Source organism: Paenibacillus sp. NEAU-GSW1 (assembly GCF_009737085.1).
Lineage (GTDB): Bacteria > Bacillota > Bacilli > Paenibacillales > Paenibacillaceae > Pristimantibacillus.
The window spans coordinates 37171-52610 of sequence record NZ_WOVL01000011.1 but is presented as its reverse complement, the minus strand read 5'-3'; the positions used below and the strand labels follow the sequence as shown (position 1 = coordinate 52610).

The 15440-nt window shown below is 51.4% G+C and carries 14 protein-coding genes; 3 read left to right on the top strand and 11 right to left on the bottom strand.

What is annotated here, in order from left to right; all coding sequences use genetic code 11:
* Positions 1-49: 49 nt before the first annotated feature.
* The 4 genes from topA to sucC all read right to left on the bottom strand — a co-directional run bounded on the left by topA (position 50) and on the right by sucC (position 5620).
* A complete protein-coding gene (gene topA, locus GOM71_RS10445) occupies positions 50-2146 on the bottom strand; it encodes a type I DNA topoisomerase (RefSeq protein WP_156280691.1) in 2097 nt (698 codons plus the stop codon).
* A gap of 25 nt (positions 2147-2171) precedes the next feature.
* Positions 2172-3302: a DNA-processing protein DprA gene (gene dprA, locus GOM71_RS10440; RefSeq protein ID WP_156280954.1), complete on the bottom strand. Its 1131-nt coding sequence runs from the start codon at positions 3300-3302 to the stop codon at positions 2172-2174.
* Between the two features lie 181 nt (positions 3303-3483).
* Positions 3484-4419, bottom strand: coding sequence for a succinate--CoA ligase subunit alpha (sucD, locus tag GOM71_RS10435; RefSeq protein WP_156280689.1), 936 nt, complete (start codon positions 4417-4419; stop codon positions 3484-3486).
* Positions 4420-4459: 40 nt separating this feature from the next.
* Entirely contained in the window at positions 4460-5620 is a 1161-nt protein-coding gene (gene sucC, locus GOM71_RS10430; protein WP_156280687.1) for an ADP-forming succinate--CoA ligase subunit beta, read from the bottom strand.
* A gap of 337 nt (positions 5621-5957) precedes the next feature.
* On the opposite strand from sucC, the gene GOM71_RS10425 reads away from it, so the two are divergent.
* Both GOM71_RS10425 and GOM71_RS10420 read left to right on the top strand, forming a co-directional pair.
* Positions 5958-7502, top strand: a complete 1545-nt coding sequence (locus GOM71_RS10425; protein WP_156280685.1) for a YifB family Mg chelatase-like AAA ATPase — start codon at positions 5958-5960, stop codon at positions 7500-7502.
* A 186-nt stretch (positions 7503-7688) separates the two neighbouring features.
* The gene (locus GOM71_RS10420; RefSeq protein WP_173275483.1) at positions 7689-8009 is read left to right on the top strand and encodes a C40 family peptidase; all 321 of its coding nucleotides are present in this window, start codon (positions 7689-7691) and stop codon (positions 8007-8009) included.
* 49 nt (positions 8010-8058) lie between these two features.
* On the opposite strand, the gene GOM71_RS10415 is transcribed toward GOM71_RS10420, so the two are convergent.
* From GOM71_RS10415 to rplS, 7 genes are all read right to left on the bottom strand, one after another.
* Positions 8059-8463, bottom strand: a complete 405-nt coding sequence (locus tag GOM71_RS10415) for a YraN family protein (RefSeq protein ID WP_156280681.1) — start codon at positions 8461-8463, stop codon at positions 8059-8061.
* Positions 8453-8764 (bottom strand): EscU/YscU/HrcU family type III secretion system export apparatus switch protein, encoded by a 312-nt coding sequence (locus GOM71_RS10410; RefSeq protein WP_156280679.1) that lies wholly within the window; start codon positions 8762-8764, stop codon positions 8453-8455. Before GOM71_RS10410 ends, GOM71_RS10415 begins: the two co-directional genes overlap by 11 nt.
* Positions 8761-10788, bottom strand: a complete 2028-nt coding sequence (locus tag GOM71_RS10405; protein ID WP_156280677.1) for a hypothetical protein — start codon at positions 10786-10788, stop codon at positions 8761-8763. Before GOM71_RS10405 ends, GOM71_RS10410 begins: the two co-directional genes overlap by 4 nt.
* A gap of 146 nt (positions 10789-10934) precedes the next feature.
* Positions 10935-11549: a ribonuclease HII gene (locus GOM71_RS10400; protein ID WP_156280675.1), complete on the bottom strand. Its 615-nt coding sequence runs from the start codon at positions 11547-11549 to the stop codon at positions 10935-10937.
* A 72-nt stretch (positions 11550-11621) separates the two neighbouring features.
* Positions 11622-12533, bottom strand: a complete 912-nt coding sequence (gene ylqF, locus GOM71_RS10395) for a ribosome biogenesis GTPase YlqF (RefSeq protein ID WP_156280673.1) — start codon at positions 12531-12533, stop codon at positions 11622-11624.
* Between the two features lie 54 nt (positions 12534-12587).
* Entirely contained in the window at positions 12588-13268 is a 681-nt protein-coding gene (gene lepB / locus GOM71_RS10390; RefSeq protein WP_156280671.1) for a signal peptidase I, read from the bottom strand.
* A gap of 114 nt (positions 13269-13382) precedes the next feature.
* Complete coding sequence (gene rplS, locus GOM71_RS10385) at positions 13383-13724, bottom strand: 50S ribosomal protein L19 (protein WP_156280669.1); 342 nt, start codon at positions 13722-13724, stop codon at positions 13383-13385.
* Positions 13725-13964: 240 nt separating this feature from the next.
* Between rplS and GOM71_RS10380 the strand changes: the two genes are divergently transcribed.
* On the top strand, positions 13965-15404 hold the full coding sequence (locus GOM71_RS10380; protein ID WP_173275480.1) for a CAP domain-containing protein: 1440 nt from the start codon (positions 13965-13967) through the stop codon (positions 15402-15404).
* Positions 15405-15440 lie beyond the last annotated feature (36 nt).

Here is a 15440-nt window from a genome sequence, read left to right as displayed (position 1 = left end):
CACAGTTGTCCTCCCCGCGAGGGGAGGACTATTGGCGCAGCGCTGACGCTTATGCTTGTTCTTGTTCGTCTTCCTCTACTTCTTCAGAGAAATCACAGGACGGGCATTGCAGCTTTACGCCGCTTCTGTTTCGTTTCTCGACCAGCATCGTCTCGCATTTCGGACATGGCTTTCCGGTTGGCTTATCCCAGGAAACGTAGTCGCAAGTCGGATACGTATCGCAGCCATAGAAAATACGTCCTTTTTTGCTTCGGCGCTCGATAATTTTACCGTTATTGCACTTAGGGCAGGTTACGCCAATATCTTTAACGATCGGCTTCGTATTTCGGCAGTCCGGAAATCCGGAGCACGCCAAAAATTTACCGAAACGGCCCATCTTATATACCATATGGCGTCCGCACTTCTCGCATACCTCATCGGACACTTCATCTTGAATTTCAATTTCCTTCATTTCCTCTTCCGCTACTTCAAGCCGTTTCTCGAAAGATTCATAGAAGGATGCCAGCACCTTCACCCAATCCTGACTGCCTTCTTCTACATGGTCAAGATCGCCTTCCATATGGGCCGTAAACTCAGCATCCAATATTTCCGGGAAAAATTCCTCCATCAGCTGGATGACTAAGTCTCCAAGCTCCGTCGGTATAAATTTCTTTTCCTCGATCGCCACATATCCGCGTTTCTGAATAGTCTCCAGCGTCGGCGCATACGTACTCGGCCGCCCGATTCCGAGCTCCTCAAGCGTTCGAACAAGTCTGGCTTCCGAATAACGCGGCGGCGGTTGAGTAAAATGCTGCTTCGGCTCAATCGATTCGGACTTCACAACGTCTCCAACGGCGAATGGAGGCAAAAACTTATGTTCCTCTTCCGCGCCGTCGTCATTGCCTTCTACGTAAACCTTCATGAAACCGGCAAACTTAACTTTGGAGCCGTTCGCCCGGAAAACAACGTCGCCGGACACTAGATCCACTGTCATCGTATCGAGCACGGCTGAAGACATTTGACTCGAGACAAAGCGTTCCCAAACGAGTTTGTAGAGCCTCAATTGGTCGCGGCTAAGAAACGGCTTCATCGATTCCGGATCCCGCAGCACCGAAGTTGGCCGAATCGCTTCATGCGCATCCTGCGCATTGCTGTTCTTCTTCGTATAAATACGCGGCTGATCCGGCACATACGTTGCGCCGTATTTGCCCGTAATGTATTCTTTCGCTTCTTCTTGCGCTACCGGCGAAATCCGGGTTGAATCGGTTCTCATATATGTAATCAAACCGACAGTGCCTTCTTTGCCAAGCTCTACGCCTTCATACAGCTGCTGAGCAACCGACATCGTCTTTGAAGCGCGGAAGCCTAATTTGCGCGCCGCTTCCTGCTGCAGCGAGCTCGTAATAAACGGCGGTGCAGGATTGCGAAGACGCTCCTTCTCTTTCACTTCAGATACGTTGAAGCTGCTTCCTGACATCGCATTCAATACCGCTTGCATTTCCTGCTCGTTGCCGAGCTCCCGCTTCTCTCCGCCGATTGAAATATATTTCGCTTCAAACGGAACGCCTTGCTGCGTCAGCTTTGCCGTAATCGACCAATATTCTTCGGGAATAAATGCGTCAATCTCGTTCTCGCGATCAATAATCAATTTGACGCAAACCGATTGTACGCGTCCGGCGGACAGTCCCTTTTTCACCTTTTTCCATAGCAAAGGACTAATCTTATAGCCTACAAGCCGGTCAAGTATCCGCCTTGCTTGCTGCGCATTAACCAAATCCATATTGATTTTGCGCGGTGTCTTAAACGCATCCTTAACGGCTTGCTTCGTAATTTCATTAAATACGACTCGGCAGGTTTCCGTCTCGTCAAGCTCCAAGTAATGCGCCAAATGCCAAGCGATCGCCTCTCCTTCGCGATCGGGGTCGGCTGCGAGATAGACGTTTTTAACTTTTTTGCTGGCGTCCTTTAATTCCTTCAGGACGTTGCCTTTTCCGCGTATCGTTATATATTTCGGTTGAAAATCTTTCTCAACCTCGACGCCGATTTGACTTTTAGGCAAATCGCGAATATGACCCATCGACGCTTTTACGATATACTTGCTGCCTAAATATTTGCCGATTGTTTTTGCTTTGGCCGGTGATTCTACGATTACGAGTGAATCTGCCATTTAGGCGCCCCCTCTCCACTGCTTGTTACATTACTATATAAAGTGATCCTGGTTGCTCTGCGATTTTCCGTTTTATACATAAATTTATCAGAAGTGCGCTCAAATGTCCAAACGGGAATGCAGTGCGCTGATGCAGTTCATTCATCGTCATCGGTTTATCCTGCAGCAGCTCGATGACTTTAAGCTCATCGCGGCTAAGCTCTCCATTGCCCGCTGACCGATGCGAGACTGCCGTTTTCTCGGCTGTATCGCGATCCAGCGCAGCGGTCAGCCAAGGAAATTCTTCTATTATATGTGACGCGCGGCTTACAAGCTTTGCGCCTTTTCCGATCAGCTCATTCGCCCCTTCGCTTTTGGGAGAATTGATCGGACCCGGTATCGCAAATACTTCCCTGGACATCTCAACGGCTTGATCGGCTGTAATTAGCGATCCGCTGCTTTGCGCCGCTTCGACAACCAGCGTCCCTAGCGTGAGACCCGCGATAATACGATTGCGCAAAGGAAACATCCCTGGATGCAGCTTTGCGCCGATCGGAGCTTCCGAAAGCAGTAACCCAAACTCTTGGATTTGGCTGTAAAGCTTCCTATTCTCAGAAGGATAACAACAATTTACAGCACTTGCAAGTACGGCGATCGTCCCGCCTGCTTCATGAAGGGCTGCCTCATGCGCCTGGCTGTCGATTCCGCGAGCCAAACCGCTTACTATGGTCAAACCCCGCTCCGCCAATTGGCGAGCCATTAACGACGCCGTATGCCGCCCATAAGCCGTCGGATTTCGTGTGCCAACGATTGCTATTGAGGGCCTATTCAACAATTCAAGTCTGCCGATTGCGTAAAGCACCCATGGCGGCTGAGGCATTTGACGCAGCCGTTCCGGATAGACTTCGTCAAAAGGCGTAACGATTGTCGCGCCAATGCTCTTTGCCTTCTCGTTCGGATGCTCCGCTCCGTTTGTCAGCTGCAGCATCCGTTCTGCAGACTTGCGCGCTTGCGCAGGCTGAAATCCGGCATCCAGCCAAGTTTGCTCCTTATATAACGTTTGCGGATCCCGCCATAGCTGATGCGCTGCCGCTTTCTGAAGCGTATGCCAGCCAACACCCGGCAACTCATGCAGGGCAACCATTAAATTTTTGGCCATCGTTCGTTCAGCTGTCATCATTTGAACCATCCCTCTCCCTTGTCGAGGAACGGCTAGCATTCTTACCTATTTTGCGTTACTGCGAATAAGAATGCAAGTCGCCCTGTATTATGACATAAAAAAAGCAACCTTTCAAACCCCTTGAGGGGAATTGAAAGGTTGCTTACCTTTAGATCTTGCTATGCAATTGAAGCGACAGTTATTTCGCTACGTTTGTGCATTTTTCAAGCAGGCCTTGCTCTTCCAGAACAGCAACGAGCGTCGAGCCCATATCGGAAGGCGTTGGCGCTACGCGGATACCGCAAGCTTCAAGCGTTTCAATTTTCTCAGCAGCAGTACCTTTGCCGCCGGAAATAATTGCGCCTGCATGGCCCATGCGTTTTCCTGGAGGCGCAGTTGCGCCGCCGATAAAGCCGACAACCGGCTTTTTCATGTTAGCCTTAACCCACTTCGCAGCTTCTTCTTCCGCTGTTCCACCGATTTCACCGATCATAATAACCGCATAAGTCTCAGGGTCGTCATTGAAACGGCTCAAAATGTCGATAAACTCGGAGCCTTTAACCGGGTCGCCGCCGATACCAACTGCGGACGATTGGCCGATGCCGCGAGTCGTCAACTGATGAACCGCTTCATAAGTAAGCGTTCCGGAGCGCGATACGACGCCAACATGGCCTTTTGCATGGATGTATCCCGGCATGATGCCGATTTTGCATTCATCTGGCGTAATAACGCCTGGGCAGTTTGGTCCGATCAGTGTCGTTTTGCTGCCTTCCATATAACGTTTTACTTTAACCATATCGAGAACCGGAATGCCTTCTGTAATACAGATAACAAGATCAAGGCCGGCGTCTACCGCTTCCATGATCGAGTCAGCTGCAAATGCAGGAGGTACGTAAATAACCGAAGCTGTCGCGCCTGTAGCTGCAACCGCTTGTCCTACCGTGTTGAATACCGGAAGCGAAACAACGGAGCCGTTGTCAAGCGTAATATCAACGTTCGTTCCGCCTTTGCCTGGAGTTACGCCGCCTACCATCTGCGTGCCGTATTCCAATGCGCCTTTAGTATGGAACAGACCAGTTGCGCCTGTAATCCCTTGCGTGATGACTTTTGTATCTTTATTGACCAAAATGCTCATCGAATTTCACATCCCCGTTAATGAATTCTCGTACGCGTACTTATTTCACGAGAGCGACAATTTTTTGCGCGCCGTCTGCCATGGAGTCCGCCGCAACAATGTTCAGTCCCGATTCGTTCAACATTTTTTTGCCAAGTTCGACATTCGTGCCTTCAAGTCTAACGACGAGAGGACGGTCCAGACCGAGCTCTTTCGCAGCAGCGATTACGCCCTCGGCAATAACGTCGCAACGCATAATACCGCCGAAAATGTTAACGAAAATGCCTTTTACGTTCTCGTCGGACAAAATGATTTTGAAAGCCTCAGTAACTTTCTCTTTCGTAGCACCGCCCCCAACGTCAAGGAAGTTGGCAGGGTCGCCGCCATAGTATTTAATAATATCCATCGTCGCCATTGCAAGACCAGCGCCGTTAACCATACAGCCGATGTTGCCGTCAAGCGCGATGTAGCTCAGATCGTATTTGGAAGCTTCGATTTCTTTCGCATCTTCTTCTTCCAGGTCGCGCAGCGCAACAATATCTTTGCGGCGGTACAGCGCGTTGGAGTCAAAGTTCAGCTTCGCGTCAAGCGCCATAACGTTGCCGTCGCCAGTTACGACGAGCGGATTGATTTCGGCGATGGAGCAATCTTTTTCCACGAATGCAGTATACAATGCGATCATGAATTTAACCGCTTTATTGACCAATTCGCCCGGAATGTTTATTGCGTAAGCGAGTTTGCGAGCTTGGAACACTTGCAGACCGATCGCAGGATCGATAACTTCTTTGAAAATTTTCTCAGGGGAATGCGCGGCCACTTCTTCAATTTCAGTGCCGCCCTCTTCCGAACCCATCATAACGACTCGTCCCGTTTCACGGTCAACGACTACGCCGATGTAGTATTCTTTCTTAATGTCGCAGCCTTGCTCAATAAGCAAGCGCTTAACTTCTTTGCCTTCAGGACCGGTTTGGTGAGTTACGAGCACTTTGCCCAAAATTTCGCTGGCATAAGCGCGTACCTCATCCAAGTTTTTCGCTACTTTAACGCCGCCGGCTTTGCCGCGGCCGCCCGCATGAATTTGCGCTTTCACGACAACGACTGGAGTACCCAGCGCTTGCGCCGCTTCTACCGCTTCATCAACGGAGAATGCCACTTTACCTTCCGGTACAGCTACACCATACTGTTTCAGGACCTCTTTGCCTTGATACTCATGGATATTCATTTGTTTGAAATCCTCCATTTCACAGACTGAATTCAGTCATAGGTACACAATCCTTGACTATTGTAGCATCTTTCCTGTGAGATTTCGAGCCTTCCAGTTTCGGTTTTTTGATATGGATTTCATCTCAAAATGAGATTAAACGACAAGCTTTACAGCCCTAATCACGCTGAATATTATGTGCGTTTGTCTAAGGAAATATATACGATTATTACTGTTCCGATCCAACGCGCTATTGACATATATTGGTTGTCCCCGCTATGATTGCATTAATAATAGTTCAAGGCCATTCAGGACTGTAAGGAAGCACCTTCATCCATTTATTGGGGGTGCTTTTTTTATGTTCAGTTTAATAAGAAGCAGCAGCGTGCACGGCGTCGAAGGCAAGCGCATTTCTGTCGAAGTTGATATATCAAGCGGTCTCCCGCAAGTAAATGTAGTCGGCCTCCCGGACCCTGCTGTGCGGGAATCGGTCGAACGAGTCCGCGCTGCAATTAAAAACAGCGGCTTCGTTTTTCCTCTGGATCGCATTACCGTTAATCTCGCTCCTGCCGACTTGCGCAAGGAAGGAACGGCTTTCGATCTCGCATTCGCTGCCGGCGTTCTTACCGCGAGCGGACAAATAGACGGCAAGCCCTTCGAAGATGTTATGCTGATCGGCGAGCTGTCGCTCAACGGGCAGCTCAGACCTGTTCCCGGAGTGCTGTCGATGGTCGAGGAGGCTAAACTAAGCGGCATCCGCAAGGTGCTTCTCCCAATAGCAAACGTAAAGGAAGCCGAATGGATTGCTGGCATGGAGCTGTATGCACTGACGCACCTAAATGAATTGCGCGATCGCCGCAACTGGGAACATCTTCGTTGGGACACCGGCAATGACCGTCCCGCAACAGATGATGAAGATCTACTGTCCTTCATTCCTAGCTGCGGAGATTACAGCGATGTGATTGGTCAGGCTCAAGCCAAGAGAGCGCTGCTTATTGCTGCCGCCGGACGGCATAATGTGCTCTTTTCCGGCCCTCCAGGAACCGGAAAAACGATGATGATACGCAGGCTGCCCGGCATCCTGCCGCCGCTTGCGGAAGAGGAAGCGCTTGAAGTGACGAAAATATACAGCGCGGCGGGCAAGCTTTCCACCGATGCCCAGGGTTTAATCCGGATTCCGCCCTTTCGCTCTCCCCATCATACGATTTCCGCAGGAGGGCTTGTCGGCGGAGGATCGGTTCCGAAGCCTGGGGAAGTCACTCTCGCTCATCGCGGCGTTCTCTATCTGGACGAATTTCCTGAATTTTCTCGCCAGGTGCTCGAGGTGCTGCGACAGCCGCTGGAAGACGGAATCGTTACGATCGCGCGTTCCAAAGCGGTCTTCCATTTCCCGGCGGAGCTCATGCTCGCCGTTTCGTACAATCCGTGTCCATGCGGCTACGCCGGACATGAAACGAACGATAAGCGTTGTACATGCACCGATAAAACAATTGCAAGGTACCGCTCAAGGCTATCCGGCCCTCTGCTTGACCGCATCGACATTCAGCTTGAAGTTCCGCGGCCGCTAGAAGCAACTTGCAACGACACCCATGAGGACAAGCTGACCTCCGCGCAAATGCGAGAGCTGGTGCTGGCCGCCAGAACGCGGGCTCAGCAAAGAAATAAAGAGCAAGGCATTCATCCAAACCGCCGACTGACCGGCATCCCGCTTCGCCGATCGATTCTGCTGCGACGTGATGCCGCCGGTCTTCTCGATCATGCGCTGGACGCGCTTGGAATCAGCATGCGGACGCACGACCGAATTGTTCGTCTCTCCCGGACGATCGCTGACGTTTGCGGCTGCGAGCAGATCGAAGCCGAGCATGTAGCGGAAGCTATTCAATATAGAGGACTAAATTACTAGAGCAGTGCTAGAGACTATTCGTTTCAACAGCTTGTCGCATACGTTATGAAATAGTGAAAATTCCTTTTCTTCTAATGACGCTATGTATACGAGGGGTTGATTAAAACGAATAAAGCAAGCTGTATCGTGAATTATGGCAAACATTTTGTAGGTCTAAGGTATAGGAAGCACCCGCCGCAACGCGCAATGGACTGTTCTTCGTTCGTTCAAAGCGTATATGCCAAGTACGGCATCTCGCTGCCTCGGACCGCAATAGAGCAATCGCTATTCGGGTCATTTGTCCCAAAAAACGACTTACGAATCGGCGATCTCTTGTTTTTCTACGTCCCTGGCAAATACCCGTTTAAAGACATCGTTGGCCATGTCGCGATTTATGCCGGCAACCAAACGTTCATCCATTGCGTCGCCCCATACAAAGTCGTAATAACGAAAATGTCAAAACCGTATTGGAAAAAGACGTATTTGTTCTCGAAGCGCATATCCGCATTGCGGGCAAACCGCTATTAAACGAGAAGCAAGCCGCGGGATCGACGCATCCGTCCGCGGCTTGCTTCTATTAAAATGCAGATTCCAAATAGTTAAGCTCGACGATTGCATCCTGACTGTCAAGCGTAATAGCAACAACATCAAATCGGCATTGTATTACCCCGGCCTGACGCAAATAAAATTGCGCCGCCGCGGTTACTTTGCTCTGTTTGCGCCGGTCTACCGATTCGGCCGCCGTGCCGAATCGTCCGCCTGCTCTTCGGGTGCGGACCTCAATAAAATGCAATATTCCTTCGCGACTCGCAATAATATCAATTTCTCCGATGCGGCAGCGCCAATTGCGTTCGACGATTGTCAGTCCGGCAGCCTCCAAGTGAGCGCAAGCGGCATCTTCTCCGAGCTTTCCCGTTCGTTTCCGGCCGTCAGCCCTTCCAGTTGGCGCAGCATCGCGACGGCGGATCGAATCATCCTTCATTCCATTCCCTCGCTTTACGATCCGAACGATAGACGAAGCTTAGTATTTCAGCTACTAGCGTATAAAGCTCAGGAGGAATCGTCTGATCTATATCCAGCTTGGAAAGCACCTCCACCAACGAAGCGTCCTCTTGAATGGGCACGCCGTTGTCCTGCGCTGCGCCGACTATACGTTCCGCTAAGTGGCCTTTCCCTTTCGCTACGACAACCGGCGCCGCATTGTCACCCGGATCATATTTAAGCGCGACCGCTTTGCGGATCGGGGTCGGTTTATTCTTTTCATTGCGATTGGCATTCGTCATATGCGAAAGTCGACTCCTTTATAACGCCCGGAAGCTAGCGTCGAAGGCTCCGCCGCCGCATTCTTCTCCAACTCTCCTGCGGACTCTCCTTTAAAGGTTGGCGTTGTGCGCAAGGAAAGCAATTGATAGCCGGATTTACCCAAGCTTTCCGCCACTTCGGAGCGCGAGGCTTCCGTCAACGCGCCAATTGCCGGGTGATCATTCCATATGGTTAGACTGACAATTTTGTCCGTCACGTTAACGTCAACGATCGTTTCGCCCAGATTGCGCATGGATAAATGAAAGAGCAGGCGGCAATTTTCCGCATCCAATTCCCCTTTGCGGCCGCGTCTCGTCTGAATTTGCACGGAAGCGGTCTGGTTTCCGTCCGGTCCGTTTAACGGAATGTACATCGTCATGTGCGAGAACAGATCGCCATTACGCTCTGGTGTCAGCATCAATTGCTGACCGGTAATTTGCTGTACCAACTGCTGAGCGGTATCACGCAGCGCCGCCGGCGCATCATCTGAAGCGGCAACGGCGAGAAGCAAGCTTTTCAACGAATCATGCGACGCAACTTTTGTGTCATTGTGCAGCAGCTCTCCGCTTGCGGCAAGCCGCTCCAATTCCATGCCCGCTGCTTGCGGCAGCTTATTGACCTCCGCTGCTCGTTCATGTGCCGATTGCTGCATTGCAACAGTGGAGACATGCGCGGTCGTCTGCGGAGCATCCGGTTTAACCGTTGCTAGCTCCGCGCCGCCGCGGACTGGGACTTCAGCATCGATTTGCCTGCCTACGTTATTCGGAACCGTCGATTGCGGCTGTTCAGCCGGGTTTGCCGGTATCGCTGCAGCTGCAGGCGCAGAAGCTGGACTATTCGAAGGCAATTGCTTTAACAGCTGATTCTCATAGTCGACCCCCATCCATTTCATCATCTGGCCGAGCCAGTTCGAAGCAGCTGCGCCGCCCGTTGGCGTCAACGCTGCTTGACGGGCAGTCGCAATGCCAGCATCATGTTCTGAAGCGTCCGAGCCTCCTGCCGCCGCATTCAACATGGCATTCCGCGGCGGAGAGGCTTCGGCTTCAGCACGCTTAGCTGAATTCGCGGCTTGAGCCTCAGTCTCCCCCGACACCTCGAGTGAAGCGCCGTTAACGAGGTTTGTCATACCCTTATTGGCGCCATTGCTCGCCGCAGAAATGCGGCTGGCTGATTCTGCCGCTGCTCCAGGAGCTGCATTTCCTGCAGCTTGACCTTCTAGCTTTAACCCTGCATTCGCTGGCAAGCCGCTCTCGCGTGCCGCTGCGCGGCCAGCCATATGCTCCGCTCCGTCCGCAACGACTCGCATAAGATCAGCGCCGCCGCTTAACATCGCTTGCAGACGAGCCGCCAACTGCGGCAGCCGCTTTTCAGCCGCCGCATTCGCCGTTCCCGGCGCGTCCGCATCGCTGCTGCCGTTTGCGGTTACATCCGCCAACTGCTGCTGCAGCAACTCAAGAAGCTCGTGCGCAGGGCGCCCGAACTTCACCTGCAGCAGCCCGCTCACCGTGCCAGCCGTCATTGGCAGGCCCCGCTTGAACGCCGCAGCTGCCGCCTGCATCCACTGCTCGGCATCCGCGCCCTTTGGCATCGCCGCAGCGGCTTCCATAAACAGACGAGCCGCTTCACGGTTTATCGTATACCCCTCTCGCCGCAGCTCCTTAACCAGCTCAATCGCCCACTTTTGTTCCGGAAGGCCGAGCAGCTTCGCTAAATCTTTCAGCTCGCTTTCCGGCGAGCCTGCAACGCTCGGATCGACCGGCTTCAGAACAATTAAGCTGCTGTCCGATTGCGGCTGTACCTGGAGCATAGCGGCTTGTCCCTGCTGCAGCGGCGCTTCAAGCTGCGCTTTGACCTGTACGCCGTTAATTTGCACAACCGCTTCGTTATTTTCCATCACTTGAACGACGACGCCGCGCACCACCTGTCCGGCTTTCAGCTCCATAGCCCGAGTTTCGCCCGGAGTTGTTTCTCCGAGCAAGCCTCTCATCATTTGGCTGATATTCATCTATATCAACTCCCGCTCTCGTTCCGCGTTACTATTATTTCTATTATCGGTTATTTTGAGGGATCAGTGAAGGAGCAGTTTGGCTATTCTTCGTGATGCAAAAAAGAGCAAGCGATCCGTAACAGAATCGCTTGCTCCCTTTGCAATCAGAACAGCAGCTCCTGCTGTTCCATCACTATTTTACCGAGAAAACTTCGCCGATGCAGCGGACTTGCGCCATATGTGATCAACCGTTCCCGATGCAGCTTAGTCGCATAACCCTTATGTATCGCGATGCCATATTCCGGATATAGCTGCTCCCATTCCCCGACACATAACCGGTCTCGCGTCACTTTCGCAATAATCGACGCCGCGGCGATCGATTGGCTCGTCGCATCCCCTTTGATGATAGCCATCTGGGGCTGAGGAGCGTCAACCTTTTCAGCGTCAACCAGCAAATAATCCGCTTTCGTCTGGAGTGCCTCAACCGCAAGCTTCATTGCCAGCCGCGAAGCCTGCTTAATGTTGATACGGTCAATCGTCACCGAATCAACTCGCGCTGCCGCCCAAGCGACGCTCTCGCGGGTGATAACATCATAAAGCTGCTCGCGTTTTTTCTCCGACAGCTTCTTGGAGTCATTAACTCCCTCCAGCGTCACATGCGGGGGTAAAATTACAGCAGCTGCCACGACGTCGCCAAACAAGCAGCCGCGCCCCACTTCGTCAACGCCAGCAATGGCGGAATAGCCTTCCGACCATAGCCTTTGCTCATACTCCAGCATATCTTTTTCCCCATTTTCCCCAATTGTGCAGCTGCGTGTTGTCTTACGTTTTAACCGAACGCCGCCTGCATGCTACTCTCTGCTGCGCTCTCCGTTTGGCTCTCCCGAGCGAGTCTCAGCCGGATACGGCGTTTCATACGTGATGCGGCCAAGCTTCCCGGCCCGCAGCTCGCGCAAAATGATGCCCGATGTTTTCTCCAGATCTACTCTTCCTCCGCCCAGCAGACAGCCTCTGCGACGACCGATCTCTTCCATCAGACGGACAATTTCGTCGGCGTCCTCCAAATCCGCAGGCGGCTTATCGAGCTCGAACCTTTCCTTTAAAGCCGGCCAATAACGGTCTGCCAAATCGCGAACGGCGAAAAAAGCGATATCTTCGATGTTCAACACTTGCTCTTTAATCGCGCCTGTCATTGCAAGCCGGTAACCGACAAGCATATCCTCGAACTTCGGCCACAAAATGCCCGGTGTATCGAGAAGCTCCATCTCCGTGCCGACCTTAATCCATTGCTGGCCTTTGGTCACGCCTGGACGATCGCCTGTAATCGCAATATTCCGGCCGGCAAGCCGGTTAATAAGCGTCGATTTGCCGACGTTTGGAATGCCTACGATCAAACCGCGCACCGCTCTCGGATTGATTCCTTTTGAAAGCTGGCGTTCAATCTTTTCACGCAAAATATGTCTCGCCATTACCGGAATTTCCGATACCCGCGTTCCTGTCGACGAATCGACCGAAATCACTTCATGGCCTTCGTATTTGAAATACGCAATCCATTGCTCAGTAATCTTTGGATCCGCCAAATCGGATTTATTCAATACGATCAATCTAGGCTTGCCGCCTAATATTTCATCTACCATAGGATTTCGGCTAGACAGCGGAACGCGCGCATCCAACAGCTCAATGGCAATGTCGATCAGCTTAAGTTTATCCTGTATTTGCCTCTTGGCCCGAGTCATGTGACCGGGAAACCATTGAATGGTCATTTTCTCATTTCACCTCTTCGCCTTCGCCATACCGCTTGAAGCATTATTCATTGATTAGTTGTAGTCGTGCTTGATAAAGCTTAATTTGTTTACCGGCCAAAAAATAACGTCAGCTCGTCCGATCAATTCCTTCTCGGATATAAACCCGATTTGGCGGCTGTCTTGGCTATTGTTGCGATGGTCGCCCATCGCGAATATGTAGCCTTCCGGCACGGTTACTTCCGTATTCAATTCGTTCGGATAGTTGGAATTGTTATTCTCTTCGTTATACAGACGCCCCTCGGCATGAGCTGCCTCAATGGCTTCCTTAATATAAGGTTCCTCAATTTTCTGATCGTTAACAAACACATCGTCACCGTCAACGCGGATCGTCTCGCCTGGCAGCGCGATTACCCGTTTAATGAAATCGCGTCCTTGGTCCGGCACGTGGAATACGACAACCTCGCCATGCTTCGGCTCCCGTATATTAAAAAGCAATTTGTTGACAATCACTCGCTCGCCCGTCACAAAATTCGGCTCCATAGAAGGGCCCTCGACAATGAACGGCGAGAACAAAAACTGCCTAATAACGAAGACGAGAATGATCGCAATTGCGAGCGCTTTGATCCATTCGACGATTTCCTTATAGGCGCGTCCGCCCGTACCCTTGGCCGCGTTTCCGTTCGTTGTCTCCGTAGTTTCCGATGCTGGCGTATTTGACGCCTCAACTTCTGTATTTCGCTGCTCTGGGTTCATTCTTTACGCCTTCCTTCGTCTGTAATCCATATTTAAGGCAATGGGCAGTGAGAATCGGTCATTGAAAATAACGAAAAGGGGCTTGTTTGCGCAAGCCCCTCTTGTCGTTCAATCTTAGCGAATTTCTTTAATTCTTGCAGCTTTACCGCGCAGGTTGCGAAGGTAATACAGTTTCGCGCGACGTACTTTACCACGGCGTGCCACTTCGATTTTTTCGAGTTTAGGCGAGTGCAGCGGGAAAGTTCTTTCCACGCCAACACCGTAGGAAATTTTGCGCACTGTAAACGTTTCGCTGATGCCTCCGCCGCGACGTTTAATAACGACGCCTTCGAAAAGCTGGATCCGCTCGCGGGATCCCTCGATAACTTTAACGTGAACTTTCAACGTGTCACCGGGACGAAAGTTAGGAAGGTCTTTGCGAAGCTGCTCTTGCGTAATCGCTTGTACGAGATTCATCTTGGATTCACTCCTTCCACCATAGACGTTCTTAATAGCTCCCTTGTTCCACTGAACAGAATCACTGCTATTAGCGGACCGCCCGAATATTACAAACAACATTTGAAATTTTATCATATCGCGAGGATAAATACAACCTGTTTTTCATGGCATGAAAATTGGCAGGGCAGCCGAACTCTATTGTATACTAAAATAAACCAAGAACTAGAGAGGATGTCATCTTTGTTTTATCGTTCACGAATGGCAAAATCGAGCGCAATCGCTGCTCTTTCCTTACTCGTCGCATCGTCAGCCGCTATTCCGGTAAGCCCGCCAGTTCAAGCATCCGCTACAATCAGCGAGTTCTCCGCACCAGTCGATACAGCCTCAATCGTATTGTTTTCTGATATGCGGGGCCACTGGGCCTCAGAATATATTGATTGGGCCATTAACGAGAGATTAGTAACAGGCTACGATGACGGCACCTTCCGTCCTGACCGCGCGATTAACGAAGCTGAATATTTAGCTCTGCTTCTGCGCGCCTACGGCTTGGCGGGACAAGCCCAGACTGGCGAGCTTTGGTACAAGCCTTATTACAGCTACGCCCGCCAGCATGGCTGGCCGCTTGTGTTTGACATTAACAGCGGCGTATTCCGTCGCGGAGAGGCCGCGCGACTTCTCGCAACCGCAGCTACAGGCAAAGCGCTGTCCGAGACAGGCGCGATACAATGGCTGCTTGACGAAGAGATTACGAACGGACGCACCGCGCCTACGGTTCAAGGCTTTTATGCCGAAGGACAATTGACCAGGGCAGAAGCGCTCACCTTTATTTATCGAATCAAAGAGCATACGTCAGTGCTGTCCGCCAACAAGCTCTCCTCCGAATCGAATGACTCTTCGTTGCTGAACGGCATTGCAATCGGCGATTCTGCAGATAAGCTGTCTTTTCTGCTCGGAAAAGCTTCGCGAAGCGATGCTGCAGACGGCGATTTTACATGGCAGGTCTATAATGCCAATTATGATTCATTTGCGATGTACGGCATTCGCAACAATAAAGTAGTCGGGCTGTTCACAAACGCCGTCAAGCAATGGCAAGCAAGCGAAAATGTATATATGGGCGTAACGCTCTCTGAAGCGCGAAAGGCGTTAAGCGGCATAAACGGTACAGAGACGAATGATTATTACACTTACGATAAGGACGGAATAGCGACGACGCTGTTCATTGATCGCAATAATTCGGATCGCATCATCGGCATTTTGCAGATGAGACCGTCATCCTTGTCCCAAACGAGCGTTGCCAATCAAACCGCGCTCCAGAGCAGCTACGAGAAGCAAATAATGGATTTAACCAATGCCGAACGCAAAAGACGCGGAATTGACCTTTTGTCTTGGGACACCAAGGCGGCAGCAGCGGCCCGGGCACACAGCAAGGACATGGTTGACAGAAGCTACTTCTCCCATACCGATCCTGACGGCCGTTCACCGTTCGACCGATTGGAGGACGAAGGCATTTCATACCATTATGCCGCGGAAAATATAGCTGCAGGCCATACGAACAGCATTTACGCTCATTTCGCCTGGATGAATTCCGCCAGCCACCGCAGCAACATTTTGCACGCAAAAATGACCAAACTGGGCACAGGCGTTGTTTTTGGCGGTACTTACCGTATTTATTATACCCAAAATTTCTACAAGCCATAATTCGCATAAAAAATATAAAGGGACCGTTCACCCGCC